At 64.4% G+C, this 26436-nt stretch carries 20 protein-coding genes and 1 pseudogene; 12 read left to right on the top strand and 9 right to left on the bottom strand.

Annotated features, from left to right (window positions below; translation table 11 throughout):
• Positions 1 to 6: 6 nt before the first annotated feature.
• The 5 genes from SO140_RS04875 to SO140_RS04855 all read right to left on the bottom strand — a co-directional run bounded on the left by SO140_RS04875 (position 7) and on the right by SO140_RS04855 (position 6427).
• Positions 7 to 1632: an ABC transporter ATP-binding protein gene (locus SO140_RS04875; protein WP_498542378.1), complete on the bottom strand. Its 1626-nt coding sequence runs from the start codon at positions 1630 to 1632 to the stop codon at positions 7 to 9.
• Positions 1629 to 2459, bottom strand: coding sequence for an ABC transporter permease (locus SO140_RS04870; protein ID WP_449380242.1), 831 nt, complete (start codon positions 2457 to 2459; stop codon positions 1629 to 1631). Before SO140_RS04870 ends, SO140_RS04875 begins: the two co-directional genes overlap by 4 nt.
• Position 2460: 1 nt before the next feature.
• Complete coding sequence (locus SO140_RS04865) at positions 2461 to 3438, bottom strand: ABC transporter permease (protein ID WP_498539481.1); 978 nt, start codon at positions 3436 to 3438, stop codon at positions 2461 to 2463.
• Positions 3439 to 3462: 24 nt separating this feature from the next.
• Positions 3463 to 5079 (bottom strand): ABC transporter substrate-binding protein, encoded by a 1617-nt coding sequence (locus SO140_RS04860; RefSeq protein WP_449380244.1) that lies wholly within the window; start codon positions 5077 to 5079, stop codon positions 3463 to 3465.
• A gap of 154 nt (positions 5080 to 5233) precedes the next feature.
• Positions 5234 to 6427, bottom strand: coding sequence for a urate hydroxylase PuuD (locus tag SO140_RS04855; RefSeq protein ID WP_449380245.1), 1194 nt, complete (start codon positions 6425 to 6427; stop codon positions 5234 to 5236).
• Between the two features lie 215 nt (positions 6428 to 6642).
• Here SO140_RS04855 and SO140_RS04850 point away from each other — a divergent pair, with 215 nt between their 5' ends.
• A complete protein-coding gene (locus SO140_RS04850; protein ID WP_449380261.1) occupies positions 6643 to 7956 on the top strand; it encodes a PQQ-dependent sugar dehydrogenase in 1314 nt (437 codons plus the stop codon).
• Positions 7957 to 8020: 64 nt separating this feature from the next.
• On the opposite strand, the gene SO140_RS04845 is transcribed toward SO140_RS04850, so the two are convergent.
• Positions 8021 to 8821, bottom strand: coding sequence for an SDR family NAD(P)-dependent oxidoreductase (locus SO140_RS04845; protein ID WP_449380246.1), 801 nt, complete (start codon positions 8819 to 8821; stop codon positions 8021 to 8023).
• Between the two features lie 255 nt (positions 8822 to 9076).
• On the opposite strand from SO140_RS04845, the gene SO140_RS04840 reads away from it, so the two are divergent.
• Genes SO140_RS04840 through cyoD form a run of 4 tightly spaced genes read left to right on the top strand, consistent with a single transcriptional unit; the run spans position 9077 to position 12924 of the window.
• Entirely contained in the window at positions 9077 to 9910 is an 834-nt protein-coding gene (locus tag SO140_RS04840) for a cytochrome ubiquinol oxidase subunit II family protein (RefSeq protein WP_449380247.1), read from the top strand.
• Positions 9900 to 11900 carry a cytochrome o ubiquinol oxidase subunit I gene (cyoB, locus tag SO140_RS04835; RefSeq protein ID WP_449380248.1) on the top strand — a complete coding sequence of 667 codons (2001 nt, stop codon included), beginning with the start codon at positions 9900 to 9902 and terminating at the stop codon, positions 11898 to 11900. Before SO140_RS04840 ends, cyoB begins: the two co-directional genes overlap by 11 nt.
• Positions 11900 to 12541: a cytochrome (ubi)quinol oxidase subunit III gene (locus SO140_RS04830; RefSeq protein WP_449380249.1), complete on the top strand. Its 642-nt coding sequence runs from the start codon at positions 11900 to 11902 to the stop codon at positions 12539 to 12541. Before cyoB ends, SO140_RS04830 begins: the two co-directional genes overlap by 1 nt.
• A complete protein-coding gene (cyoD, locus tag SO140_RS04825) occupies positions 12538 to 12924 on the top strand; it encodes a cytochrome o ubiquinol oxidase subunit IV (RefSeq protein ID WP_449380250.1) in 387 nt (128 codons plus the stop codon). The genes SO140_RS04830 and cyoD overlap by 4 nt, the downstream gene beginning before the upstream one ends.
• 21 nt (positions 12925 to 12945) lie before the next feature.
• Here cyoD and SO140_RS04820 read toward each other — a convergent pair whose 3' ends face one another.
• Positions 12946 to 13734 (bottom strand): thermonuclease family protein, encoded by a 789-nt coding sequence (locus SO140_RS04820; protein WP_449380251.1) that lies wholly within the window; start codon positions 13732 to 13734, stop codon positions 12946 to 12948.
• 192 nt (positions 13735 to 13926) lie between these two features.
• On the opposite strand from SO140_RS04820, the gene SO140_RS04815 reads away from it, so the two are divergent.
• The 7 genes from SO140_RS04815 to SO140_RS04785 all read left to right on the top strand — a co-directional run bounded on the left by SO140_RS04815 (position 13927) and on the right by SO140_RS04785 (position 22474).
• On the top strand, positions 13927 to 15528 hold the full coding sequence (locus tag SO140_RS04815; protein ID WP_498542377.1) for a GMC family oxidoreductase: 1602 nt from the start codon (positions 13927 to 13929) through the stop codon (positions 15526 to 15528).
• 8 nt (positions 15529 to 15536) lie between these two features.
• Positions 15537 to 15986, top strand: coding sequence for a hypothetical protein (locus tag SO140_RS04810; RefSeq protein WP_449380253.1), 450 nt, complete (start codon positions 15537 to 15539; stop codon positions 15984 to 15986).
• 72 nt (positions 15987 to 16058) lie between these two features.
• Positions 16059 to 17078 carry a S1C family serine protease gene (locus SO140_RS04805; RefSeq protein ID WP_498542376.1) on the top strand — a complete coding sequence of 340 codons (1020 nt, stop codon included), beginning with the start codon at positions 16059 to 16061 and terminating at the stop codon, positions 17076 to 17078.
• A 58-nt stretch (positions 17079 to 17136) separates the two neighbouring features.
• On the top strand, positions 17137 to 18867 hold the full coding sequence (locus SO140_RS04800; RefSeq protein WP_449380255.1) for an FAD-dependent oxidoreductase: 1731 nt from the start codon (positions 17137 to 17139) through the stop codon (positions 18865 to 18867).
• A gap of 21 nt (positions 18868 to 18888) precedes the next feature.
• Positions 18889 to 19842, top strand: a complete 954-nt coding sequence (locus SO140_RS04795; protein ID WP_498539483.1) for a hypothetical protein — start codon at positions 18889 to 18891, stop codon at positions 19840 to 19842.
• 259 nt (positions 19843 to 20101) lie between these two features.
• Positions 20102 to 20800 (top strand): cysteine hydrolase family protein, encoded by a 699-nt coding sequence (locus SO140_RS04790; protein WP_449380257.1) that lies wholly within the window; start codon positions 20102 to 20104, stop codon positions 20798 to 20800.
• A 9-nt stretch (positions 20801 to 20809) separates the two neighbouring features.
• Positions 20810 to 22474 (top strand): regulator, encoded by a 1665-nt coding sequence (locus tag SO140_RS04785; protein ID WP_449380258.1) that lies wholly within the window; start codon positions 20810 to 20812, stop codon positions 22472 to 22474.
• A 55-nt stretch (positions 22475 to 22529) separates the two neighbouring features.
• On the opposite strand, the gene SO140_RS04780 is transcribed toward SO140_RS04785, so the two are convergent.
• Both SO140_RS04780 and SO140_RS04775 read right to left on the bottom strand, forming a co-directional pair.
• Positions 22530 to 24461: a S9 family peptidase gene (locus SO140_RS04780; protein ID WP_449383795.1), complete on the bottom strand. Its 1932-nt coding sequence runs from the start codon at positions 24459 to 24461 to the stop codon at positions 22530 to 22532.
• 156 nt (positions 24462 to 24617) lie between these two features.
• A pseudogene (locus SO140_RS04775) lies at positions 24618 to 26314 on the bottom strand (tannase/feruloyl esterase family alpha/beta hydrolase).
• Positions 26315 to 26436 lie beyond the last annotated feature (122 nt).

Here is a 26436-nt window from a genome sequence, read left to right as displayed (position 1 = left end):
AGTACGCTACACGGCCGTCTGATGCCCCCGTGCGAACGCGCCGCCCGGGACCGAGGCAAGCAGCGCCTTGGTGTAGGGATGTTGCGGCCGGCCGAACACGTCGGCCACCAACCCGTGCTCGACGATCTCGCCGTCTTTCATGACCGCGACGAGGTCGCAGACCTGCGCGGCAACGCGCAGATCGTGGGTGATGAAGACGATCGAGAGCCCGAGCCGTTCGCGCAATTCGCCGAGCAGATTCAACACCTGCGCCTGCACGGACACGTCGAGCGCGGACACCGGCTCGTCCGCGATCAGCACATCCGGCTTCAGCGCGAGCGCGCGTGCGAGCCCGATGCGCTGGCGCTGGCCGCCGGAGAATTCGTGCGGGAAGCGGTCGCCGGCGGATGGATCGAGCCCGACCAGTGCGAACAGCTCCCTGGCTTCAGTCATCGCGGTCGCGCGCGGCGTGCCGTGGACGATCGGGCCCTGCGCGACCAGCTCGGCGGCCTTGCGCCGTGGATTGAGGGACGCGAAGGGGTCCTGGAACACCATCTGGATGTGACGGGTCTCGCGGCGGATCTCGTTGCGCGGCAGCTTCGCCCAATCCTTGCCGTCGAGCAGGATCGCGCCATGGTCGGGATCGATCAGTCGCACGATGCAGCGTGCCAGCGTCGACTTGCCCGAGCCGGATTCGCCAACAATGCCGAGCGTCGCGCCCTTGGGCAGCGTCAACGAAGCATCCTTGACCGCCGCGGTGATGCGCGCACCGCGGCCGAGAAAGCCGCCGGTGCGATAGGTCTTGGCGACCTTGGTGATGCTGAGGACGTTGTCTGATGACAGCGGCCGCGGCGGCGGCGCCGTCAGCGGCGGGACGGCGGCGATGAGCTGCTTCGTGTAACGATGGGTCGGGCGGTTCAGCACGTCATCGGCCGTGCCTTGCTCAACGATCTTGCCGTGCTGCATCACCACGACGCGGTCGGCGATCTCGGCGACGACGCCGAAATCGTGGGTGATGAACAGCACCGCCGTCTTCTTGCGCTGCTGGAGATCGCGGATCAGCTTCAGGATCTGCGCCTGCGTGGTGACGTCGAGTGCGGTGGTCGGCTCGTCCGCGATCAGGAGCTTTGGGTCGAGCGCCAGCGCCATCGCGATCATCGCGCGCTGGCGCTGGCCGCCGGAGAGCTCGTGCGGATAGGCCTTGGCCGCAGCTTTCGGATCGGGGATGCGGACGTCTTCGAGCAGCGATACCACCCGCGCGCCGATCTCCGCCTTGGCGAGATCGGTATGGATGCGGAACATCTCTGCGATCTGGTCGCCGACGGTGCGCAGGGGATTGAGCGCGGTCATCGGCTCCTGGAAGATCATGGCGATGCCGGCGCCGCGCACCTCGCGCATCACGGCGGGATCGGTCGTGCAGAGGTCGCGACCGTCGAATATCATCCGGCCGGCCTCGATCCTGACTTCCCCCGGCAACAGTCGCATGATGGCATTGGCCATCATCGACTTGCCGGAGCCGGATTCGCCGACCACGCAGAGGATCTCGTTCGAGGCGATCGACAGCGACACGTCGTTCAGCGCATGCGTACGATCGGCGCCCTTGGGCAGCCGTACGCTGAGGCCTTCCAGTGAGAGGACCGGCTGCTCACTCATCGGCTCTTCAGCCTCGGATTGAGCGCGTCGTTCAGGCCCTGGCCGACCAGCGAGACCGCAAGCACGGTGACGAGGATGGCGATGCCGGGAATGGCGGAGACGTACCATTGCACGCGCAGCACGTCGCGCCCGAGGCCGATGAGGTTGCCCCAGGATGCCACGTTGGGATCGGAGAGCCGCAGGAAGGCGAGCGCGCTCTCCAGCAGGATCGACAGCGCCATCACCACGCTGGCATAGACGATCACCGGCGGCAGTGCGTTGGGCAGGATCTCGCCGAGGATGAGCTGAAGGTCCCTCATGCCGAGCGTGCGCCCGGCCTGGACGAATTCGCGGTTGCGCAGCGACAGGAATTCGGCGCGGGTCAGTCGCGCCGGCGCCGGCCAGGACACGATGCCGATCGCGATCGTGACCGTCGTCAGCGTCGAACCGAACACGGCGACGAGCACCAAGAGCAGCACGAAATTCGGCAGCGTCTGGAAGGCTTCGGTGATCCGCATCAGGATATTGTCGATCCAGCCCCCGTAATAGCCGGCAAACGCCCCGATCAGCGTGCCGATCGCAACGGCGATCACGGTGGCGACGCCCCCGATCAGCAGCGAGATCCGCGCGCCATAGAATATCTGTGCCGCGATATCGCGCCCCGAATTGTCGGTGCCGAGCGGGAAGCGCGGATTGGTGAACGGCCACACCAGCGGCCGGCCGGCGAGTGCCAGGGGATCGCGCGGATAGAGCACGCCGGCCGAGATCGCCATCGCGATCACGGCGAGCAGGAGCACGAGGCCGATCACGGCCGCGGGGCTGCGGAAATAACGCTTTGCGGCGTTCATCTCAGCCCTCCGCCGAAATGCGCGGGTCGAGCCGCGCGTAGAGGAGATCAACGACGAAGTTGACGACGATGACCAAGAGCGCCGAGACGAAGGCGATGCCGAGCAGCGTGTTGAGATCGCGCTGGATCACGGATTCATAGGCGAGCCGCCCAAGGCCCGGCAGCGAGAATACGCTTTCGACGACCACCGAGCCGCCGAGCATGGTGCCGGCCTGCAGGCCGATCAGCGTCACCATCGGCAGCAGCGCGTTGCGCAGCACGTGTCCCGTGACGACGCGGGTCTCGTCGAGGCCCTTGGCCCGCGCGGTGCGGACATAGTCGAGGTTCAGCACCTCCAGCATCGAGGCACGCATGATGCGCAGGTAGATCGCAAGGAAGATCAGCCCGAGCGTCAACGTCGGCAGGATGAGGTGTCGCGCGATATCGATGATCCGGAAGATGCCGGTCCGCACCTCGCCGATATCCTCGAATCCACCGGCGGGAAGCCATTGCAGATAGATCGAGAACACGACGATAGCCATGAGGCCGAACCAGAACGATGGCGTGGCGTAGAAGATCAGGCCCAGCGTCGAGATCAGCGTATCCGGCCATTTGTTGACGGCACGCGAGGCGATCACGCCGAACACCAGGCCAAAGAAGAACGCGAAGGACAGCGATGCCGTCATCAAGAGGATGGTCGGCGGCAGCCGTTCCATGATCACGGTCGCGACCGGCTTGCCGTAGATCGAGGAGAAGCCGAGATCGAGCCGCACCAGGTGCCAGAGATAGTTGGCGAGCTGCGCCGGGATCGACAGGTCGAGCCCGTAGAATTTGCGCAGCTCGCGCGCGGTCGCGGCGTCGCCGCCGCCCATCTGCGCCATCAGCGCGTCGACGGTGTCTCCCGGTGCGAGCTGCAGCAGCAGGAAGACGCCGATCAGGATCAGGAACAGTGTCGGGATCGAGGCGGCGAGCCGCCGCCCCGCAAGGCCTATGATGCGCATGGCATCATCTTGACGAAAAACGGATCACGCGGAAAGCCAAAGATCGTGCCAGCTCGACGAGCCCCAGCGCGGGGTGTTGGAGTGGTTGCGGGCCTTGGCCGTGATCACGGTGACGAAGATCTGCTCGATCGGCATCCAGACCGGCAGCTCCGTGTTCACCTCCTTGACGAACTCGGCATAGAGCGCCTTGCGCTTGGCGGGATCGAGCTCGGTCAGCGCATTGTCGATGGTCTGGTCGACCTGCTTGTCCTCCCAGTCCCACTGGTTGGTCCAGGGCGCGCCCTTGGGCTGCCCCGAGCGGTACCACACCGTGGTCGAGACGGCGGGGTCGTTACGATATTGATGCCAGCCGGTGGCAAGATCGAAGGCGTGCTCGTCATAGACCTGCTTGAGGAAGCCGCCACCGTCATTGCGCACGATGTCGACGGTGATGCCGACATCCTTCAGCGACTGCTGGATGAAGGTCGACCAAAGCGAGATGTCCTCGCCCCACGGTGCCGGCAGCAGTTTCAGCGAGAAGCGCGCGCCGCCGGCGCCGGCCTTGTAACCGGCCTCATCAAGAAGCGCGGCCGCCTTGGCCTTGTCGAACGGATATTGCGGCGTGCCTGCGCCGGGATAGAAGTCGGTCGAGGTCGACGGAATCGGACCCGTGCCGAGCTTGGCAAAATCGCCCAGGAAGTTGTCGATGAAGAAGGGCACGTCGATCGCATGCGCGATCGCGCGGCGCACGCGGATGTCGGACAATTCCTTGCGGCGGAAGTTGAACTCGATGGTGTTGGTGCGCGCGTTGCCTTCGTTGCCCTTGGTGGTGACGATGAAGCGCTTGTCCTTCGCCAATCGCGCCATGTCGGAGATCGTCAGGCTCGAGAACGGGGAGTATTGCAGTTCACCGGCTTCGAGCTGGGCTGCGGCAGCTGAACGATCGGTGATCACTTTCCAGACGATGCGGTCGAGATAGGGCGCGTTGGGTCGCCAGTAGTCGGGGTTGCGGTCGGCGATGATGTACTGGCCGCGCTCATATTTGACGAACTTGAACGGGCCCGTGCCAATCGGTGCGAGATTGATCGGATTCTGCCTGATGTCGCCGCTCTCATAGAGATGCTTCGCGGAGATGTAGCCGAGATCGGGCAGCGCCCGGAGCAAGAGGTTCAGCGGCATCGGCCGCTCGTAGCGGAATACGGCCGTCTGTGGATCCGGCGTATCGACGGCGGTGAGGAAGAGCTGCAGCGTCGAGCCGTAGTTCAAGATCTTCTTCCACATGTTCATCGCGGTGAACGCGACGTCTTCGGATGTGAAAGGCTTGCCGTCGTGCCAGGTGATTCCCTTGCGCAGCCTGAACGTGATGGTCTTGCCGTCGGGCGAGGACTCCCAGCTCTCGGCGAGCACGCCGACCGGCTTGCCGTCGGCATCTAGATCGACCAGGCTTTCCTGTATCTTGCCGCTGATGATGTAGACGCCGGTGGACGCCTGGATGCTCGGATTGAGCTGGCGCTGTTCGGCATTGTAATGGACGTTGAACACGCCGCCCTTCTTCGGGGTCTCCTGCGCAAACGCCCGCATCGGGTTGATGACGTTGGCGGCGATTGCCGCCGAGGTCAGGAGCGCCGTGCGGCGGTTGATTTCCAGGCGGGTCAAATCCATACGACGTCTCCAAAAACGACTTGCGGGCCGGAGCGAGCGGCCGCAGGGTTTCCCTATCTACGCCGGAGCAGCGCTCAAGTCATTTTGAAATGGTCTGCGATTGCGGAATATCCTTCCGCAAAAGATCGCATGGACGCGTCACAGCGATTTGGCGTCAGCGTTCGGCCTGCGTGATATAGGCGGCCAGCACGGCGCGTTCCTCGCCGGTCATTTCCGTGATGTTACCCGGCGGCATCGCGCTCGACCATGCAGCGACGCGTCCGATCAACCTGATGTTGCGCTGGATATGCTGGGGTGCATCGAGCAGGATGCCCTTTGGCGCGGTGACGATGCCGGCCCACACGGGCTCTGCGGCATGGCACATGCTGCAGCGGGACATCACGATTTCCTCGACATCGGCAAGCGTCGGCTGCGCGGCAAGCGCGCCGGTCTTCACCTCGCGCGGGCCGGCAGCGGAGAGAAGGCCGATCGCGATCACGCCGGCTGCCGCCACGCCCCACACCCACCACGGCGATTTGCGTCCAGCGTGACGCTCATTGAAGAAGTGCCGGATCACCGGCCCCAGCGCCAGCACGATCGCGACGATGATCCAGTTGAAGCGCGTTGCGTAGAGCAGGGGATAGTGGTTGCTGATCATCAGTACGACGACGGGGAGCGTCAGATAGTTGTTGTGGACCGAGCGCTCCTTGCTGGTCTTGCCGAGCTTCGGGTCGGGCGATTGCCCCGCGATCAGGCTAGCTACGATCTTCTTCTGGTTCGGGATGATCACCGCAAAGACGTTGGCGACCATGATGGTGCCGATGATCGCGCCGATCTGGTTGAACGCGCCGCGCCCGCTCAGGACGTGGGTGAAGGCGTAGGTCAGCGCGACCAGGAACAAATAGCCACCGATCGCAAAGCCGAGCTCGCGCTGGGCAAGGCCCGTGCGGCAGGCGATCTCGTATAGCAGCCAGGCGAGTGCGAGGCTGCAGAAGCTGAACAGGCCTGCCTGGATCGGCGTGAGGTCGAGGATCGACTTGTCGACCAGGAAGAGATCGGCATCGAGATAATAGACCACCACCATCAGCGCGAAGCCGGAGAGCCAGGTGGTATAGGCTTCCCATTTGAACCAGGTGAGCTCCTCCGGCATCTGGCTTGGTGCCACCAGATATTTCATGATCCGGTAGAAGCCGCCGCCGTGCACCTGCCAGGCTTCGCCCTGCACGCCATCAGGCAGGTCGCGCTTCGGCTTCAGGCTGAGATCGAGATGGATGAAATAGAAGGAGCTGCCGATCCATGCGATCGCCGCCACCACATGCAGCCAGCGCAGGAGCAGGCTCGCCCATTCCGAGATGATGGATCCCCACATGCTTACCCCATCCGTCGCGACGTCGATGCCGCAGCTTTGATGACCGCAACCGGCGGCCGCGCCCTTACAATGTGTCGCACCGATCGCCGAGATTTTCCAGCAGGACGGCATTACGCATTGCACATCCTGCGGGCATGAGCTGATGTGCGATTCGGCACTCGAAGGCTGCGGAGGAACTCGTGACGAAGCATCTTGGACGCCCGGCCAGGCCCGCATTGACATCCGCATTGCTCGCGGCTGTCATCGGCACGACCGCGTCGGCTGAACCAGTGCTGCAAGGCAAGGAGGCCTTCGGAAGCTGGCAATCCGACAAGCCCGGCACCGTCAGGTTGATCCGGCCGCAGGATCTTCCTGCGCCGGGCGCGTCGCGATCGGTCGCCAATACGTCGTCCGTGGTGGCGCGGCCCGCCGAAGCGACGCCGGTCGTGCCAGATGGTTTCAAGATCGAGCTGCTGGCCGAGGGCCTTTCCGGCCCCCGCATCGTGCGCGTTGCGCCGAATGGCGACATCTTCGTCGCGGAGACGCGGGCAGGGCGCATCCGCGTGCTGCGTGCGGACGGCGCGAAGATCGTGGCGAATGAGATCTTTGCCAGCGGGCTGAACCGTCCGTTCGGCATCGCCTTCTTCCCGAACGGCGACAATCCGCAATGGGTCTATGTCGCCAACACCGACAGCGTCGTCCGCTTCGCCTATCGCAGCGGCGATCTCAAGGCATCCGGCAAGCCCGAGGCGGTGGTCGCGAACCTCGCGCACGGCACCGGCCATTCCACCCGCGACATCGTCTTCACGCCGGATAACAAGCGGATGTTCGTCTCGGTCGGCTCGGCCGGCAATGCCGGCGAAGGCATGGGCAATCCGCCCGGCGGCATCGAGGCATGGTCACGCGCGCAAGCTCTCGGTGCGTCCTGGGGCTACGAGACCGAGCGCGCAGCGGTGCTGGCCTTCGATGCGGACGGCAAGAACAGAAAGCTCTACGCCACCGGCATCCGTAACTGCGTCGGCCTTGCCATTGAGCCGCAGAGCGGTCTGCCCTGGTGCTCGACCAACGAGCGCGACGGCCTCGGCGACGATCTCGCGCCGGATTACGTCACGAGCGTGCGGGAAGGCGCGTTTTACGGCTGGCCGTGGTTCTATATCGGCGCCAACCAAGACCCGCGCCACGCCGGCGCGCGGCCGGACCTGAAGGACAAGATCACGATTCCCGACGTGCTGCTCCAGTCGCATTCCGCGTCGCTCGGCATGACCTTCTATCAGGGCAGCAATTTCCCGGCCGAGTATCAAGGCGACGCCTTCGCCGCCGAGCATGGCTCATGGAACAGGTCCAAGCGCACCGGCTACAAGGTGATCCGTATCCGGATGAGGGACGGCAAGCCGACGGGCGAGTACGAGGATTTCGTCACCGGCTTCGTCGTCAACGACAACGACGTCTGGGGACGGCCGGTCGGTGTTGCCGTTGCGAAAGACGGCGCGCTGCTGATCTCGGAAGACGGCAACGGCACCATCTGGCGCGTGACTCACACGCCGCAATGACATTCGCGGCGCGATGACACTGCACCCTCTCCCGCAAGGGAAGGAACAGCGTGCTTGTTTCAGCTTACCCCCTGATCACGCTCGCGCCGCCGTCAACCGGCAGCGTCACGCCGGTGATGAAGTTCGCTTCATCCGAGGCGAGGAACAGCGCGGCATTCGCCACGTCCCATGCCGTACCCATTTTCCTGCGCAGTGGCACCTTGCTGTCGCGCTCGGCTTCGACTTCGGCGCGGGTCTTGTGCCATTCGCGGGCGCGGGTGTCGACGGCCATCGGCGTGTTCATCAGGCCCGGCAGGATGACGTTGGCGCGGATGCCGTATTCGGCGTTCTGGTAGGCGAGTTGCTCGGTGAAGGCGATCATCGCCGACTTTGTCGCCTTGTAGGCGACGTAGGGATAGGTGGTGATCGCGGCCATCGAGGAGATGTTGATGATCGCGCCGCTTCTTTGCGTCCGCATGATCGGGATCACCTCCTTTGCCGCAAGGATGCAGCTCTTCAGATTGATGGCGACCACGCGGTCGAATGCCTCTTCGGTCAGCTTCAGGAGTTCGGCGTCGCCGCCGCCGAGGCTGACGCCGACGTTGTTGTGCAGGATATCGATCCGCCCCCAGCGCGCCTGCGCGTCCGCCACGATCGCCTTGATGTCGTCTGTCCTGGTCACATCGGCCTTGAAGGCGTTGGCCGTGCCCTGCTGCGCCGCGATCATCGCGACGGTCTCCTGTGCCGATTCGAGATTGTGATCGACGCAGACGACCTTCGCGCCCTCGCGTGCGAAGGTCAGCGCGGTGGCGCGGCCATTGCCCATGCCCTCGCCGGGGCTCTGCCCGGCTCCCACCACGATGGCGACCTTGTTCTTCAAGCGCATGACGTTTTCTCCCTGCTTTTTCATCACGATAGCAATCGTCCAGGGATCGGAGAAGATCAGCGCTGCGCCGCATGCCCGCGTGCAACGCGCCATGTCCCGCAAAACCTGCATGGCTCCGTTGAACAAGCCAAAGTGTGCGGACGCGCGATGACCTGTGATTGCGCCGGAACCCGGTCACGCGAATGACGTTTGTTGCCGGTACCATTCCGCGCTAGGCTCTCGTTAGGGGCTTCCCCAACCGCCAGTGGCTTGCCGATGAATCTGCTCGATCCACAAGGGCCTGTTGCTGTCGCCAACAGTACGATTCTCGTCGATTCCGTTTTCATCATGCTGACGATCGTGGTGCCGACGATCGTCGCCATCCTCGCCTTCGCCTGGTGGTTTCGCGCCTCCAATCCGCAGGCGAAGTATCAACCCGACTTCGTCTATTCAGGCCGCGTCGAGATGGTGGTGTGGGCGATCCCGGCGCTCACCATCATCCTGCTCGGCGGCGTCGCCTGGATCGGGTCGCATCAGCTCGATCCCCGAGCGCCAGTGCCCGGGACCGGCAGCCCGGTGCGCATCCAGGCGGTGTCGCTCGACTGGAAATGGCTCTTCATCTATCCCGATCAGCGCATTGCGACGGTCAATTCGCTGACGGTCCCAGCAGGCGCCGAGCTGAACTTCCAGCTCACGTCGTCGAGCGTGATGAACGTGTTCTTCATCCCGCAGCTCGGCAGCATGATCTACACCATGAACGGCATGGTGACGCGACTCAATCTGCGTGCCGACAATGAGGGCAAGCTCCAGGGCCTGTCGGCGCATTTCTCCGGCGATGGTTTTCCGGAGATGATGTTTGACGTCAACGTGATCTCGCCGCTCACTTTTCCGGACTGGGTGGCGAGCACAGCCAAGACCGATCAGGTGCTGAACGAGGATAGCTACAAGAAGCTGATGCAACAGTCCGTCGAGCGCGGCAGGCCGATCTATCGGCTCGAAGATCCCCGCCTGTTCGACATGATCGCAACCCAGCACATCCCGCCGGGGCCAGGCCCGCAACTGACCTCGAATGCCTCGCGGCCGCATAGTGGAGATCACGATGCTCGGTAAGCTCGATTGGTCTGCGATCCCGTTCGACCAGCCGATTCCGCTTGTCGCGGGCGGGGTCGTGCTGGTTGCGATCCTCGCGGTGCTGGTCTGGGTCGTGGTCAAGGGATATCTGCCCTATCTCTGGCACGAATGGATCACCAGCGTCGACCACAAGCGCATCGGCGTCATGTACGTCCTGCTTGCCTCCGTGATGTTGCTGCGCGGCGGCAGCGACGCCATCATGATGCGGATCCAGCAGGCGGTCTCCTACCAGTCGCAGGGCTATCTGCCGCCGGAGCACTACAACCAGATCTTCTCTGCCCATGGCACCATCATGATCTTCTTCGTGGCGATGCCGTTCGTGATCGGTCTGATGAACCTCGTGGTGCCCTTGCAGCTCGGCGTGCGCGACGTCGCCTTTCCGACCCTCAATTCGGTCGGCTTCTGGCTGACAGCCACCGGTGCGCTGCTAGTCAACCTCTCTCTCGTGGTCGGCGAGTTCGCGCGCACCGGATGGCTCGCATTTCCGCCGCTTTCGGAGCTGACCTACTCGCCCGGCGTCGGCGTCGACTATTATGCCTGGTCTTTGCAGATATCCGGCGTGGGGACGCTGGTCGCCGGCATCAATCTGGTCACCACGGTTCTGAAGCTGCGCACCCGGGGCATGAACTATCTGCGCATGCCGATGTTCTGCTGGACGACGCTTGCCTCGAACCTGCTGATCGTCGCGGCGTTCCCGATCCTCACGGCGACGCTCGCCATGCTCCTGCTCGATCGCTACCTCGGCTTCCATTTCTTCACCAACGAAGCCGGCGGCAACGTCATGATGTTCATGAATCTGATCTGGGCCTGGGGCCATCCCGAGGTCTACATCCTCGTGCTGCCGGCCTTCGGCATCTTCTCGGAAGTGGTGTCGACTTTCTCCGGAAAACCGCTGTTCGGCTATCGCTCCATGGTGCTCGCCACCATGGCGATCTGCGTCATCTCCTTCATGGTGTGGCTGCATCACTTCTTCACGATGGGTGCGGGGCCGACCGTCAATGCGGTCTTTGGCATCGCCAGCATGATCATTGCGGTGCCCACCGGCGTGAAGATCTACAATTGGCTGTTCACCATGTATGGCGGCCGTATCCGCTTCACGACTCCGATGCTGTGGTCGGTCGGCTTCATGGTGACGTTCATCACCGGCGGCCTCACCGGAGTCCTGGTCGCGGTGCCGCCGGCCGACTTTCTCCTGCACAACAGCCTGTTCCTGGTGGCGCACTTCCACCACGTCATCATCGGCGGCGTGCTGTTCGGTGCCTTCGCCGGGTTCACCTACTGGTTTCCGAAAGCGTTCGGCTTCCGCCTCGACGAGGCCTGGGGCAAGGCGGCGTTCTGGTTCACGTTCGTCGGCTTCTACGTTACCTTCCTCCCGCTCTATACGGCGGGCCTGCTGGGCATGACCCGGCGCATGCAGCATTACGACGTTGCGGCGTGGCGGCCCTGGATGCTCGTGGCCGCGGTCGGCATGGCGCTCCTGAGCGTTGCGGTGGCCTGCCAGGTCATGCAGCTCGTCGTCAGCATCCGCAACCGCGAGCAGCTCCGCGACCGTACCGGCGATCCCTGGGATGGCAGGTCGCTGGAGTGGGCGACGTCGTCGCCTCCGCCGGCGTTCAACTTCGCGTTCCATCCCGATGTGCGCGGCGAAGATGCCTATTGGGAGATGAAGGCGAAGGCCAAGCAGCAGCAGTTCGAGCACCAGGAGGTTGAATACGAGGACATCGAGATGCCCCGGAATTCGCCGACCGGCTTCGTCTGCGCGTTCTTTGCATCCATCATGGGCTTTGCGCTGATCTGGCACATCTGGTGGATGGTCGTTCTGGGTGTCATTGGTGCGTGGGCGACCTTCGTCGTGTTCGCCTGGCGTGACCATGACGAATACGTCATTCCGGCGGCCGAAGTCGCACGCATCGATCGCATCAATATCGAGGAACGTCGCAACCTCGTCAGCATGGCGGGGGTGGTCTGATGGCGATGACCGCGACCGTTGGCCACGCGCATGCCGATCCCCATCACATCGGACTCGTTGTCGAGCATCCCGGACCTGCGTCGAAACGAATTGTGACGGCCTATGGCTTCTGGGTCTTCCTGCTCTCCGACATCGTGATGTTCTCCTGCTTCTTCGCGGCCTATGCGGTGCTGGTCGGACAAACCGCCGACGGCCCGAAGGGCTCGGAGATTTTCGAGCAGCGGAACGTGGCGATCGAGACAGTCTGCCTGCTGCTGTCGAGCTTCACATGCGGCATGGCGAGCATTGCAGCCGACGTCCGAAACCGGCTCTGGTTCTACCTCGGCATGGCGGTGACCTGCGTGCTGGGGCTTGCGTTCCTCAGCATCGAGTTCCGCGAATTCGCCGACCTGGTTTCCCGCGGTTATGGACCATCGCGCAGCGCGTTCCTGACCGCTTTCTTCTCGCTCGTCGGCTGCCACGGCCTGCACGTCTCGGCCGGGGTGCTGTGGCTGCTCACGATGATGGCCCAGGTCTTCGCCAAGGGCTTTCGCGCCGACATCCTGCGCCGCATGATGTGCTTTGCGCTGTTCTGGCACGCGCTCGACATCATCTGGGTCGCCGTCTTTTCCGTCGTCTACCTGCTTGGGAGTGGCGTATGAGCGATCTGACGCACCAGCCGGTCGAACATGACCTCGCACCCGGCGAGGAAGAGGTACACAGCGTCGGCGAGCGGATTCTCGGCTATGTCGTGGGCCTGGTCCTTGCCCTGCTCTTGACGGCGACGTCGTTCTTCATCGCGGGCACCAACCTGGTCTGGCAGCCCTCGATCCCAATCGCCATCATCGTGCTGGCGATTGCGCAAATGGGCGTGCATCTCGTGTTCTTCCTGCACATCACCACCGGCCCCGACAACACGAACAATGTGCTGGCGCTGGCGTTCGGCCTCCTGATCGTCTTCCTGGTGGTCGGCGGCTCGGTCTGGATCATGTCGCATTTGAATGAGAACATGCCGGCGATGGACCAGATCATGCGGATGCAGTAAGAGGCCGCCCCCTCGCTCAGATCATTTCGGCCGGCGGCAATTGTACGCCTTGCGGAAGCCTGCGGCCAACGCGTCGTCCTCCGAGCAGAACCAGCGGTCCGGCTTCGTCGTCGCCGGATAGCTCGGGCAGCCCCGCAAGTGATAGATGCCGATATTGCCGGTGACGCGCGCGCGCACCGCGAGCTTGCCCTTGATGCTGCAATTCGGCGGCATGGTCAGCTCGTCAGGAAACAGCACCGCGCGGATCTCCTTGTCGCGGTCGGCGCGGCAGGCGGCGCCGAGCAGTGTGCCGTCCTTCTTGCCGGTGCGGAATTCCTGCGGTGCAACAAAACAGCCCTTCCAGATGCCGGCCGAATTCGTCTGGGCCTCGGCGGCGGCCGGCTTGACGTTCGCCTTGATCGGCTCGCGCGCGACGGCGAAGCCGAGGCCGACGAGCTGCTCGTTCAGGCTCGTCTTGTCGCCCTCGGCCGTGCAGATGGCGCGGTGACGCTTGCCAAAGCTCTTCTCCGGCCCGACATCGTCGCAGCGCACGTTGCGGCCGTTGATCAGCTTTGCAAGCTGATCGCGCGCCTCGAGCCCGCAGGTCCAGGGATCGGCGTGGTCGTCGATGCAGACCTGGTCAAGTTCCGGCGCATCGACTCCGTCGAGACGGTAAGTCGCATCGCCGAGCTGGATCGAGTTGCCGTCCCGCACCGTTGCGCTGGCCGCTATGGCGAAGCTGGGCTCGGTATCGGCGACACAGCCGAGGATAGCGAGAAACAAGACGAGCGCGGCGGCGCGGGCGGCGGCAAAGGAATCTTGGAAGGACATACGTTCTCGCTATCGATTGGCTCTTTCGCGAGGGTTCTCTAGCATCTCGACATTGCAACACCAATGGTCTGCGCCCAGCGAAGCCTGACATTCGTTCCCTGCAGCTTTACTCGCCCGCCGCTCTGACCCTATCGTTTGACGCTGCACGCAAGGCTCAATCGCCCGGGAAGCGGCGAGAGCGGGAGGATGACTTTGGCAAACGAACCCGTGGACGTCCTGATCATCGGCGCCGGCGCCTCCGGAGCCGCGGTTGCCTGGTCACTCGCCGAGACCAGGATGCACATCCTTTGCCTCGAGCAGGGCGATTGGATGAAGCCGGCGGACTATCCAAGCACCGGTCGGGACTGGGAGGCCAGGTTCTACGGTGAATGGTCGACCAGTCCGAACATCCGCGGCCGGCCCGAGGATTATCCGATCAACGACGACAACTCGCCGATCAAGGTCGTCAATTTCAACGCGGTCGGCGGCTCGACGGTGATGTACACCGCGCACTGGCCGCGGCTGCATCCGTCCGATTTCAAGGTGAAGACGCTGGACGGCGTCGCCGACGACTGGCCGATCGACTACGACAGGCTGGTGCCGTTCTTCGAGGAGAACGACCGGATCATGGGCACATCGGGACTATCAGGCGATCCGCTCTCGCCGCTGACGCATCCGCCGATGCCGCCGCAGCCGCTTGGGCTCTCCGGTCCCCTCGTCGCCAAGGCCATGAACAAGCTCGGCTGGCACTGGTGGCCGTCGGACACCACGGTCGCGACGATGGATTACGAGGGCAGGGCGCGCTGCATCAATCTCGGCCATTGCACCCCGGCCTGCGCGCAAGGTGCCAAAGCCTCGACCGACATCACCTATTGGCCGCAGGCGATCCGCGCCGGCGTCGAGCTGCGCACCCATTGCCGGGTGCGCGAGATCACGACCGACGAGAACGGCATGGCCTCGGGCGTGGTCTATTACGACAAGGACGGCGTCGAGCAGTTCCAGGGCGCGCATGTCGTGATCATCGCCTGCAACGGCGTTGGCACGCCGCGCTTGCTGCTCAACTCCGCGTCGGGGCGTTTCCCGAATGGCCTTGCCAATTCATCAGGGCTCGTCGGCAAGAACCTCATGTTCCACCCCTACGCGCAGATCTACGGCTATGTCACGGAGCCGACTGACAGTAATCGCGCGCCGCCGACCTGTTTGTGGAGCAAGGAGTTCTACGACACCGACCTGTCCCGCGGCTTCGTGCGGGGCTACGGTGTCCAGTTCGTGCGCGGCGCAGGACCGGTGTTCGAGGCGGTCGTGAGCGAGCAGAAAGGCATTCTTCCCTGGGGTGCCGATCATCACCGCGTGTTCCGCAAGCTCAACGGCCATCGGCTGGGATTCTCCGCGATCTGCGAGGACCTGCCGGAAGAGCATAATCGCGTCACGCTCGACCCGGTGCTCAAGGATAGCCATGGCATTCCCGCGCCCAGGATCGACTACACCATCAGCGAGAACAGCCGGAAGATGATGGAGCATGCGCTGGCTCGCGGCCGCGAGTTTCTCGAAACCGCGGGGGCCACGGACATCTGTGTCAACAGTCCGATCCCCTGGGGCGGCTGGCACCTGCTCGGCACCGCGCGGATGGGCACCGACCCCGAGCGCTCCGTCGTCAACGAATGGGGCCGCTCGCATGACGTCAAGAACCTGTTCATTGTCGACGGCAGCGTCTTCGTCACTTCGGGCGGCGTCAACCCGACCTCCACCATCCAGGCCATCGCGCTCTACGTCGCCGACCAGATGAAGCAGCGCCTCGCCAATTTGTTCGATTAGAGGATCTCATGCCCGACCAGATCACCCTCACGTCGCGACAGCGCCAGGACTTGCGCACCATTGCCGCCATGATCATCCCGGCGAGCGAGGAGTACCGTGTGCCGGGCGCGGATGACGACCTCATCCAGGCCGACATCCTCGCGACCCTCGGCCGCGATGCCAAGCTCGTTGCAGCCGCGCTCGATCATCTCGCGCGGCTTGCCGGCATGCCGCTCGCCGAACTCGATGCTGCGGCGCGGGACAGCGTGATCAGCACATTCCGCGCCGAGGGCGGCGCGCCGGCCGCAACGCTCGTCCGCGTCGTGCTGCAATGCTACTACCGCGACGACCGCGTGCTGCGCTCGCTGGGGCTCGAGCCGCGCGCGCCTTTCCCGAAAGGGCACGTGCTGGAGGACGGCGATTGGTCGCTGCTCGACCCGGTCAAGGACCGAGCTCACGCGATGCGTCAGGTCAGTTAAGCAGTTCGTGAAGAGCGGCCGGCTTGCATTATAAGTTCGAGGTAACCATCTGACGCGCGAAGGAATTTCGCCATGTTAGATTTTACCTCAGATCTCAGCGATGCCAGTCTGTCATCGCAACCTATCCAATCCACCCCGGTCGACGACCAGAACCTGCTGGATGCCTATTCCAATGCCGTGATTGGCGTGACGGAGCGCGTCGGGCCGGCCGTGGTGCGTGTCGAGACCGGGCCAAAGGTCCCGAACGGCCGCGAGCGCGGCGGCCTCGGCTCTGGCATCGTCATCTCGCCGGATGGACTGGTGCTCACCAACAGCCACGTCGTCGGCTCGTCCAAGGAGATCCGGCTGCGGGATATCGAAGGGAATGTCGGCGACGCCCGAGTGCTCGGCGTCGATCCCGACACGGATCTGGCGCTGCTCCGCGCCAACGGCGCCCGCGACCTCCGCTATGCCTCGCTCGGAAATTCGAAGGGCCTGCGGCGCGGCCAGCTCGTGATCGCGATCGGCAATCCCCTGGGCTTCGAGTCCACCGTGACCGCCGGCGTGGTCTCGGCGCTCGGCCGCTCGATCCGCTCGGTGAGTGGCCGGACCATCGAGGACGTGATCCAGACCGACGCCGCGCTCAACCCCGGCAATTCGGGCGGGCCGCTGGTCTCGTCGAATTCCGAGGTGATCGGCATCAACACCGCGATCATCAGCGGCGCGCAAGGCATCTGCTTCGCGGTTGCGAGCAACACCGCGCAGTTCGTGCTGTCGGAGATCATCCGTCACGGCTATGTCCGCCGCGCCTATATCGGCGTCGCCGGCCAGACCGCGCCGATCCCGCGGCGCCATGCTGTGCTTGCCGGCGTCGAGAACGAGATGGGCGCGCTGCTCGCCCAGATCGAACCGGACGGGCCGGCGGCGAAGGCGGGGCTGCTCCCCGGCGATGTCGTGATCAAGCTCGATGGCGTCGAAATCAACGGCGTCGGCGATCTGATCCGCGTGCTCGACCGCGACCGGATCGGCCGGCGGCTCGCCATGGATGTGCTGCGCCTCGGGCGCCTGCGAGCGATCGACATTGACCCCATCGAGCGCAAGCCGGCGCGCTAGCCTGGGACCAACCGGGCGAATATGACTGCGTCATGCCTTGCCCGGAAAACCCCGCCGCATGATGCCGGCGCATGAGATCTACGACGTCATCGTGATCGGCGCCGGCGCCGGTGGCATGACGGCGGCGGCCGTCGCTGCCGCCGAGGGCTTGCGTGTGCTGGTGATCGAAAAGACCGCGTTCGTCGGCGGCACCACCGCCTGGTCCGGTGGCATGGTCTGGATTCCTGCCAACGGCAAGATGAAAGAGGCGGGGCTCTCCGACAACGTCACTGATGCCGTCCAGTATCTCGCGAGCACCGTACCCGAGCCCGCCAATGCCGGCCTGCGTGCGGCGTTCCTCGCCCGCGGGCCGGAGGCGATTACCTATCTCGAAGCGAACACGGAAGTGCGCCTCCAGCCGGTGAAGGCTTATCCCGACTACTATCCCGAGCGGCTTGGCGCGACGGCGGGCGGGCGCGTGCTGGAGCCGGTGGCGTTCGATGGCACCAGATTGGGTGCTCATTTCGCCCGGTTGCGGCCGCCTTTGCCGGAATTCATGCTGTTCGGCGGCATGATGGTCAACCGGCTCGACATTCCGCATTTGCGCAAGATTGGAAAGTCCGTTGGCTCGACGCTGCGGTCGCTGCGCCTGATCTCGCAATATGCGCTGCAGCGGCTTGGCAGCCCACGCGGCACGACGCTGCATCTTGGCAACGCGCTCGCGGCGCGGCTCTACGCTTCGCTGCTGGCGCGGCAGGTCGAAATCCTCTTCAGCACGGATGTCGAGGACCTCGTCGTCGAGGGCGGCCGTGTCAGTGGCGTGACCCTCCGCCATGGCTCGCGCGACCGCCTGATCGCCTCGCGCCGCGGCGTGGTGCTTGCGACCGGCGGCTTCTCGCACGATGCGCCCTTGCGCAAGCGCTTCTTTCCCACCGCCGCAGGATATGTCTCGGCGACCACGCCGGCCGGCACCGGCGACGGGCTCCGGCTTGCGATAGCAGGCGGAGCCGCGCTGAACGCGGACGCGACGAGCCCGGCCTATTGGGTGCCGGCCTCGCTGTTCCGCCGCGCCGATGGCAGCCGCGGCGTGTTCCCGCACACGGTGACGGACCGCGCCAAGCCGGGCGTGATCGCCGTCAACGCGGCCGGCCGGCGCTTCGTCAACGAGGCGCTGTCGTACCACGAGTTCGTGCTCGGCATGCTCCGCGACGGCAATGGCGAGCCTGATCGGCCCTTCTATCTGATCTGCGACCGCGACTTCCTGTGGACCTACGGCCTCGGCCGCATCGAGCCGTTCACCTGGAATTACCGCCGCTACGTCAGGAGCGGCGAGCTGATCGCGGCCGAAAGCATCGCGCGTCTCGGTGAGCGGATCGGCGTCGTGCCATCCTCGCTCGCCGCGACCATCGCCGATTACAACGCCCATGCGCGCGAGGGCCGCGATCCCGAATTCGGCCGCGGCAGTACCGTCTATCAGCGCCATCTCGGCGATGTCAGCCACAAGCCCAATCCGTGCGTCGCGCCGATCGAGCGCGCGCCGTTCTTCGCGCTTCGCATCCATCCGGCTGATCTCGGCACTGCCATCGGCATGAAGGTCGACGCCCGCGCCCGCGTGCTGCGCGAGGACGGCACGCCGATCGCCGGCCTCTACGCCTGCGGCAACGACATGGGCTCGATCATGAACGGCAACTATCCCGGCCCGGGCATCACGCTGGGGCCCGCGCTGACGTTCGGGTACATTGCGGGTCGGCATCTGGCGGAGGGCGCGGTGGTCACGCCGAGTGCTGCTGCGGCCTCGGTCTCCCACTGATATCTTGTTGCGGAGGAAAACATGACGGCACAAGCGTTCGACACCGACATCACTGAAACCGACAGCGCCCTGATCGGGCCATGGCGCCAGCCGCGCCAGATGTTGCAGGCGCAAGTCTACGATGCGCATGCCTCGATCCACGATGATGCTACCGCGCAAAAGCTCGGCTTCAAGGGCGGCACCATCGAAGGCCCGACCCACTTCAGCCAGTTCGCGCCGCTCGGCGCGCGGCTGTGGGGACGGACGTGGTTCGAAACGGGTTGCCTCTCCGCGCACTATCGCAACGCCTGCTTCGAAGGCGAGGAGGTGCAGGCGATCCTGTCGAAGCCTCTCCCCGGTACGAGCCAGTGCCAGATCCAGATGGTCAAGCGCGACGGCACGGAAGTGCTGCGCGGCTCGGCCTCGGTCGGCGATCCGCAGGTTGCGACCGCGCTCGAGACGCGCCTCACTGAGCTCAAGCCACTCGCTGATCCCGTGATTCTGCGCGACGTGAAGGTGGCGAAGACCGGCAAGCGTCAGACCGTGCGAATGGGCCTCGACCAGAACATGGGCGACCTCTATCCATTCTCGCTGCGGCAGAAGCTCGCGGTGATCACCGAGAACTCGGCGTTCTATTCGAGCGGAGAGAATCCCTGGCAGAAAGCCATCATCCCGATGGAGATGCTGAGCGTGCTCTTCCAGTACCGTGCGAAGGACGATCCGCTCCCGTCGAAGGGCCCGGCTGTCGGGCTGTTCGCCGACCAGGAGATCCGGCTGATCAAGGGCCCACTCTTCGTCGGCGAAGACTATGAAGTCGAACGCGAGGTGGTCGCGCTCTCCGCCAGCCGCCGCACCGAGAGCGCCTGGGTGAAGACCCGCGTGTTCGACAAGGCGAATGCGATAGTCGCGACCATGCTGCTCAACATGGCGACGATCAAGGACTCGTACGCGCCGTATGAGGAAGAGTATCGGCGGTTGTATGGGAGCGCGCGATAGGCGCCAATCCCTCCGCTCGTCATTCCGGGCTCGACGCTTCGCGTCGCCCCGGAATGACGAGTGGAGCGTTCCTCCGCCCAAGCCTTGAGCAGATGCCCGTCGCAAAGCCGCCGCACAGGGAATGGGCAGACCTCGGCTTCTCTCATAACGTACTGAAAGCGCAACAAAATCCTGCACTCATCCCGCACCGTCGCTATTGTACACAATGGCACGGCGCTTGCAGAACTCCTGGCAACGGGTGTTCTCGCGAGGGACGTGCATGTTGAACTCAGCGAAGCCGACACTTGGCGTCATCGACGCCGAGCCCGCGCCGATCAAGCTCGACTGGTCGACTACGGCACTCGTCATCATCGACATGCAGCGCGACTTCATGGAGCCGGGCGGCTTCGGCGAGACGCTTGGCAACGACGTCTCCCAGCTCGCGCGCGCAGTGAAGCCGATCGGCGCGGTGCTTGCGGCGGCGCGCGAGGGCGGCATGCTGGTCATCCACACTCGCGAGGGCCATCTGCCTGACCTCTCCGACGCGCCACCCGCGAAGATCGAGCGCGGTGCGCCGTCTTTGCGCATCGGTGATCCCGGCCCGATGGGCCGCATCCTGATCCGCGGCGAGGCCGGCCACGACATCATTTCCGAGCTCTATCCGCTCGACAGCGAGGTCGTGATCGACAAGCCCGGGAAGGGCGCATTCTACGCCACCGAGCTCAGCGACGTGCTGGAGAAATACGGCATCGAGAATCTTCTTGTGTGCGGCGTCACGACGGAAGTCTGCGTCAACACCACCGTGCGCGAGGCCAATGACCGCGGCTATCGCTGCGTCGTCATCTCGGACGGCTGCGCGTCCTACTTCCCCGAGTTTCACGAGATGGGCCTGAAGATGATCAAGGCCCAGGGCGGAATCTTCGGCTGGGTCGCTGACTCTGCCGCAGTACTGGAGGCGTTGAAGACTTCGACCATTTAGGGGATCACCATGAGCACATTGACGGGGACGGCCGGCAAGTCTGAGATCGATAAGTCCGAGTTCAAGCCGGCACTATGGACACCGGGCGACTGGAACGCGTTTTTCGGCTTCGGCACCAACATCCTCGTCAACATGCTCGTGCTCACTGGCCTGTTGCGCTTCGTGCTGAAGATGCCGGACAGCCTCGTCTTCGGCCGCATCCTGCCCGCGCTCGGGCTGATGATGTGCCTGTCGACCTTCTACTACGCGTTCCTCGCCTACCGCCTGGCGCAGAAGAGCGGTCGTCGCGACGTCTGCGCGCTGCCCTCGGGCGTCAGCGTGCCGCACATGTTCATCGTCACCTTCGTGATCATGCTGCCGATCACGCTTCGGACGGGCGATCCGCTGAAGGGATGGTCGGCGGGGCTGGTCTGGGTGTTTTTCCAAAGCTTTATCCTGATGATCGGCGGCTTCATCGCGCCGTTCATCCGCAGGATCACGCCGCGCGCGGCTTTGCTCGGCACGCTCGCCGGCGTCTCCATCACCTTCATCTCGATGCGTCCGGCACTCGAGATGTACATGACGCCGCAGATTGGTCTTGTCTGCTTCGCCATCATCCTGGTGAGCTGGTTCGGCGGCGTGAAATATCCGCGCGGCATTCCGGCAGGCCTCGTCGCCATCGCAGTCGGCATGGTCATCGCCTGGGGCTCGAACCTGTTCGGGCTTGGTCTCGGCGGATTGAGTGTGAAGGGCGTCGGCGATGCCTTCGCCAATTTTGGCTTCTCGGTGCCACTTCCTGCCGTGGGTCACGTGTTCTCCGGCTTCGAGTTTCTCGGCGTCATCCTCGTCACCGCGATTCCATTCGGCATCTATGACCTCGTCGAGGCCATGGACAATGTCGAGAGCGCGGAGGCCGCCGGAGACGAATATCCGACCACGCGTGTGCTCACTGCCGATGGCGTCGTCAGCCTGATCGGCTGCCTGATGGGCAATCCCTTCATCAACGCGGTCTATATCGGTCATCCCGGCTGGAAGGCGATGGGTGGGCGCATCGGCTATTCCGCCGCGACCGGCGTGATGGTCGTCGTGCTGTCGTGGTTCGGCATCATCTCGGTGCTGCTGGCGCTGGTGCCTGTGGTCGCGATCTCGCCGATCCTGCTCTATATCGGCATGCTCATCGGTGCGCAGGCGTTTCAGACCACGCCAGTCAAGCATGCGCCTGCGATCGTGCTGGCGCTGACGCCGCATCTGGCCGCCTGGGCAAAACTCCAGATCGACACGATGCTGGCCTCGACCATGACGGCGGCGGCGACCGTCGGCGGCATGGCCGGCGACAAGGCGGACGCCGTCAAGGCCGCCGCAATCGCCGCGCTGCCGCAGCAGGGCGTTTTCTATCACGGCCTCGAGGTAATGGGTGGCGGCTCGATCCTCGCGGGCCTGATCCTGGGGGCGATCGGCGTCTTCATCATCGAGCGCGACTTCGAGAAGGCGTCAGCCTTCGCATTCGTCGGTGCGGTCCTGACCTATTTCGGCTTCATGCACGGCGAGGCCGTCGGCGTTGGCGGCGGCTTCGGCGTCACGCCGGCAGTCGCGCTCTCCTATGCCGTAGTGGCGGCTGGATTTTATGCTCTCAGCCGGCGTACAAGTGAACACTACGCCTCACATCCGGAGATGTCGGCAGCGCCTGCGGAGTAGGCACTAGCCAGCATGATCGCGGCCGGGTGGCGCCATGTCGCCCGGCCGCTTTTCTTCAGGCCACGCCCAGATCGGAGAGGATATCAGCCCCCGCGCGAACCTCGTGACTTGATCCTTCGAAATCCTGCCCGACCGGCTCGCAGGCGCCGCCGAGATGGCGTGCGAGAAAGGCCTCGGTGATGGCGAGGTGGGAAAACTGGTTGGGGGGTCTCTGGAAGCCGTGTCCCTCGTCGGGATAGACGATGTAGGTCACCGGAATGTTCTTGGCCTGCATGGCAGCGGCGATGGTGTCGCTTTCGGCCACCTTGCATCGCACGTCATTGGCGCCATGGAAGATCAGCATCGGCTTCTTGATGTTGTCGACCTTGTTGATCGGCGAGCGCTCCGCAAGCAGCTTGCGGCCTTCCTCGGTGCGCGGATCGCCGTAGCTGCGATACATGAATTCTGCGAAGCCGGCCCAGTAGGGCGGCATCGATTCCAGCAGCGTCTTGAGATTGGAAATGCCGACGACCGGAATGGAGCAGCAGAACGCCTCCGGCGTGAAGGTCGCGCCGACGAACGAAGCCAATCCGCCGTAGGACATTCCGAAGATCGCGACCTTGTCCTTCTGCGCGATGCCCTCCGCGATCGCCCAATCGACCATGTCGATGAGATCGTCGTGCATCTTGCGGGCGTGCTCTTTTTCGCTGGCTGCGACGAACGCCTTGCCGAAGCCCGTCGAGCCGCGATAGTTCACCGACAGCACGGCGTAACCGCGATCGGCCAGCCACTGGTGATCGCGACGATAGCCATAGATATCGCGAGCCCAGGGACCGCCGTGGACGACGAGGACCATCGGCAGCGGCCGGGGTGGGCGGTCGCCGTCGATATCCGCGGGCAGCGTTAGGTAAGAGACCAGGGTGAGGCCGTCGCGCGACTTGCCCTGCACCGCCTGCATCGGCGCCAGCCGATACGACTTCAGCTCCGGCCGCGCGGTGAACAGCTCGGTGAGATATTGCCTGTCGCGGTCAAGGAGATGATAGGTGACCGGCTGCTCCGGTGCATGACTGCCCACGATCCACCGACGGCCGTCAATGCTCTGGCTCTCGAGGTGAAATGCATGCCTGGGAAGCTCCGCATGGATCAGGTCGAGTTCGCTCGTCACCGCCGGTGTCAAGGCCGTCCATTCCTGCCGGCCGGGGTCGATGCAAACCGCTTCCGGTTCGAACGTTCGGGCGTTGAAGATGGCGCCGGTTACGTCGGCGCTGTCGCTCTTGAACAGGACGCGCTCTTCCCCCGTCGCCCAGTCGATCCGCACCAGCGCCGATTTGTCGCGCTCCAGGCTCGAGCTCATATGAAGGTGGCCGCCGGCAGCATCGAACGTCCAGAGCCGCGTACTCGCAAAGGCCTCGAACGGGACGTCGCGCCAATGCGTGAGTTTCCCGTCATCGAGGCGCCAAAGCCGCGTGCCTCCGTCGGGCGCGTTGCTGCGGCCGTGGCGGGGCCTCAACTGCCAGTCGAGCCCCACGTGGTCGAACTCCTGGCGATTTTCCCAGACTAGGGTGCGCTCGCCGGTTGCAAGGTCGAGCAGGAAGACATCGTGCCATCGCACGTCGCGATCATTGAGACCAATGGCGATCTTGTCGGGGACGACGCGCGACCAATAGGTCGGCAAAGCGCGGACATTGGCAAAGGGCGTGAGATCCCTGAGCTCCAGAGTGTTGGGATCGACGACGAACAGGTGCAGATTCTCGTCACCGTTCTCATCGTTGAGAAACATGATGTAGCGGCCGTCCGGGCTCCAATCCTGCCAGTTGATCGGTCTGCCCCTGGTGCGCGTCACGGGCTGTCCTGCCGCAATGCTATCGACGGGCGAGACCCAGATGTTGAGAACGCCGTCGACAGGGGCGAGCCAGGACAGCAATTTGCCATCCGGCGATAACTTGGCGCCGACGTAGGTCGGATTGCCAAACAGCTTTCGGCGCGGGATCAGGGGACGAGGTGACATCTGACGTCTCTCGTGGTTCGGCGCGTCACATCAAGTAGCGCTACATATCGTAGCATATGCCCGTGCAAACTTTGCGTCAACGCCAGGTAGAGCGCGCCGGCGGCGGTATGACTAGAGCGAGAAGGCGCCCGCGGCCGATCGCCGCCCGCCCGTTTGTCAGGGCGTCGATACCTTGCAGATGTAGCTTTCGGCCGCCGCCTTCTCGCCGCCGGTATAGTGCGGATAGTTCGGATAGCGGCACATCGGCCGGGCTGCTTTCAGCGTGAAGGGTGGCGCCGGCTCCTTCGACGTCTGGACCAGTGCGTCAGCCGGCGCGACGCCGTCGCTCGCCCAGCGGTCGAGCGGTTCGAGCAGGTCGACCATGGTCGGGATCGCGGAGCCGTCCAGCACGCTCGTGCCTTGCCCCGTGTGGGTCGAGCCGGGCGAGACATAGAGCCGTGCTGAAGCCTCGACCGTCGCCTCACCAAGCCGCGCCACGACGGACTGGAAATAGTTGATCCCGGCGAGCGGGCTTTGTGCGAGGTCGGCCATGTTCTCGCGCAGGATCAGCTTGCCGCCATGGGCGAAGAAGGCCGACAAGTCCGGATCGGTGGAATCGAGGATCTTCGACACTTCCTCGACGCGGGCCCGAAAGTCTTCCGGACGATAGGTACGCACGTCGAATTTGTCGTTGCGCGTCAGGAAGAAGCGTACGGCATTGCTGCCGTACAGCCAGTGCTGCGACACCGTGGCGACATCGAGCTGCTCCGTCGGCGCCGCCGTGCCCATGACCCAGCGCGTCATGGTCATCCGCTGTGGGTCCGGTGTAATCTCGTTGCCGTAAAGCCATTGAGGATAGGTCGTGACGCCGTTCGCCATCGGAAAGGGGAACGGATGTGGTGCGTGCACGGTCTGAACCGCTGCTATCTGCGCGTCGGACAGGCAGCCTCGCCGGCGTCCGCCCCTTCCGGGCAACGCAGCGCCCGCACGTTCACCTTTGGCTGGCAGGCCAGATAGTTGCTGACGATGCCGTCACGCAAGCCGTCGAGCTCGTCACAGGCATTCGCGACGAACTTCGCGAGCGTCTCGCTCTTGGCCGGGTTGAGCCAGCCACCCCTGAATTGCGGCAGATTGTTCGGGATGTAGGACTGGAACAGCATCGAGAGCTGCACAACGGGTACTACGCTGACGATCCCGTCATAATCGGCCGGAAAACGCTGGGCCATCGTGAGCCCCTCGCGGCCGCCCTCCGAACCGCCAAAATAGTAGATCCTGGCCGGGCGTTTCGAATAGAGCGCGCCGATGAGCGCGACGGCGACATCGCGCACCTTCTTGTAGGAAGCATAGCCGTAGTTGGTCAGCATCTCGTCGTTGAGGCCGAACTGGCCGATGCGGTCGGGCGCAAAGCTCGCGGCCTGATGCCCGGAATCGGTGCCGAGCGTGGCATAGCCGCGCGTCAGCGGCAGCGCATCGTCGGGGGCCGCATCGCGCAAGGGGGCAAGGCCGCTCACCAGAGTGCCGTTGTAACCACCGCCGCCATATTGCAAGAGCTTGCCATTCCACGCGGCCGGCAGGTTGAGCTGGAAGTTGATCAGTTGTGCAGCCGGGTCGATCGGCGCAATGGTGCCCGTCACCTTGCAGAAGTCCGGCGTCGCGGGAGCGGCCGCCTTTGCCGCCGCCGCCGGCGTGAAGCTGGCCGACGTGACAGTGGCGTCCCCGCTGGGAAGCCCGATCAGTCGAGCCGGGATCGTTCGTCCAGAAAGACTCGCGCAGGGGCCTTGAAGCGCCTCGTCCGCTGTCGATGATCCGCCGCTCACGGACAACACGATCGCGCAGAGGGCCAGGCTGGCTGCGGCTTTCGACGCGCAGGACATCGCGTGGCTGCGCTTGGCGTGGTCGGCGTCGCCTGTGTTTGGTCCCATGGTCCGGATCTTTTCTTCCTCGGGATGATTGCTGCGTGCGCGGCGGATCGCCTCATCGCTCGTTCGGCTTGGTC

The sequence above is a fragment of the Bradyrhizobium sp. UFLA05-108 genome, assembly GCF_059803455.1.
The sequence above is the reverse complement of the archived record's forward strand: the minus strand, read 5'-3'. Positions and strand labels throughout refer to the sequence as shown.

What these genes read in the sequence shown, in the direction of transcription:
- SO140_RS04875 (WP_498542378.1), bottom strand. Translation starts at nt 1,632, where the DNA reads ATGAGTGAGCAGCCGGTCCTCTCACTGGAAGGCCTCAGCGTACGGCTG.
- SO140_RS04870 (WP_449380242.1), bottom strand. Translation starts at nt 2,459, where the DNA reads ATGAACGCCGCAAAGCGTTATTTCCGCAGCCCCGCGGCCGTGATCGGC.
- SO140_RS04865 (WP_498539481.1), bottom strand. Translation starts at nt 3,438, where the DNA reads ATGCGCATCATAGGCCTTGCGGGGCGGCGGCTCGCCGCCTCGATCCCG.
- SO140_RS04860 (WP_449380244.1), bottom strand. Translation starts at nt 5,079, where the DNA reads ATGGATTTGACCCGCCTGGAAATCAACCGCCGCACGGCGCTCCTGACC.
- SO140_RS04855 (WP_449380245.1), bottom strand. Translation starts at nt 6,427, where the DNA reads ATGTGGGGATCCATCATCTCGGAATGGGCGAGCCTGCTCCTGCGCTGG.
- SO140_RS04845 (WP_449380246.1), bottom strand. Translation starts at nt 8,821, where the DNA reads ATGCGCTTGAAGAACAAGGTCGCCATCGTGGTGGGAGCCGGGCAGAGC.
- SO140_RS04840 (WP_449380247.1), top strand. Translation starts at nt 9,077, where the DNA reads ATGAATCTGCTCGATCCACAAGGGCCTGTTGCTGTCGCCAACAGTACG.
- cyoB (WP_449380248.1), top strand. Translation starts at nt 9,900, where the DNA reads ATGCTCGGTAAGCTCGATTGGTCTGCGATCCCGTTCGACCAGCCGATT.
- SO140_RS04830 (WP_449380249.1), top strand. Translation starts at nt 11,900, where the DNA reads ATGGCGATGACCGCGACCGTTGGCCACGCGCATGCCGATCCCCATCAC.
- cyoD (WP_449380250.1), top strand. Translation starts at nt 12,538, where the DNA reads ATGAGCGATCTGACGCACCAGCCGGTCGAACATGACCTCGCACCCGGC.
- SO140_RS04820 (WP_449380251.1), bottom strand. Translation starts at nt 13,734, where the DNA reads ATGTCCTTCCAAGATTCCTTTGCCGCCGCCCGCGCCGCCGCGCTCGTC.
- SO140_RS04810 (WP_449380253.1), top strand. Translation starts at nt 15,537, where the DNA reads ATGCCCGACCAGATCACCCTCACGTCGCGACAGCGCCAGGACTTGCGC.
- SO140_RS04805 (WP_498542376.1), top strand. Translation starts at nt 16,059, where the DNA reads ATGTTAGATTTTACCTCAGATCTCAGCGATGCCAGTCTGTCATCGCAA.
- SO140_RS04800 (WP_449380255.1), top strand. Translation starts at nt 17,137, where the DNA reads ATGATGCCGGCGCATGAGATCTACGACGTCATCGTGATCGGCGCCGGC.
- SO140_RS04795 (WP_498539483.1), top strand. Translation starts at nt 18,889, where the DNA reads ATGACGGCACAAGCGTTCGACACCGACATCACTGAAACCGACAGCGCC.
- SO140_RS04790 (WP_449380257.1), top strand. Translation starts at nt 20,102, where the DNA reads ATGTTGAACTCAGCGAAGCCGACACTTGGCGTCATCGACGCCGAGCCC.
- SO140_RS04785 (WP_449380258.1), top strand. Translation starts at nt 20,810, where the DNA reads ATGAGCACATTGACGGGGACGGCCGGCAAGTCTGAGATCGATAAGTCC.
- SO140_RS04780 (WP_449383795.1), bottom strand. Translation starts at nt 24,461, where the DNA reads ATGTCACCTCGTCCCCTGATCCCGCGCCGAAAGCTGTTTGGCAATCCG.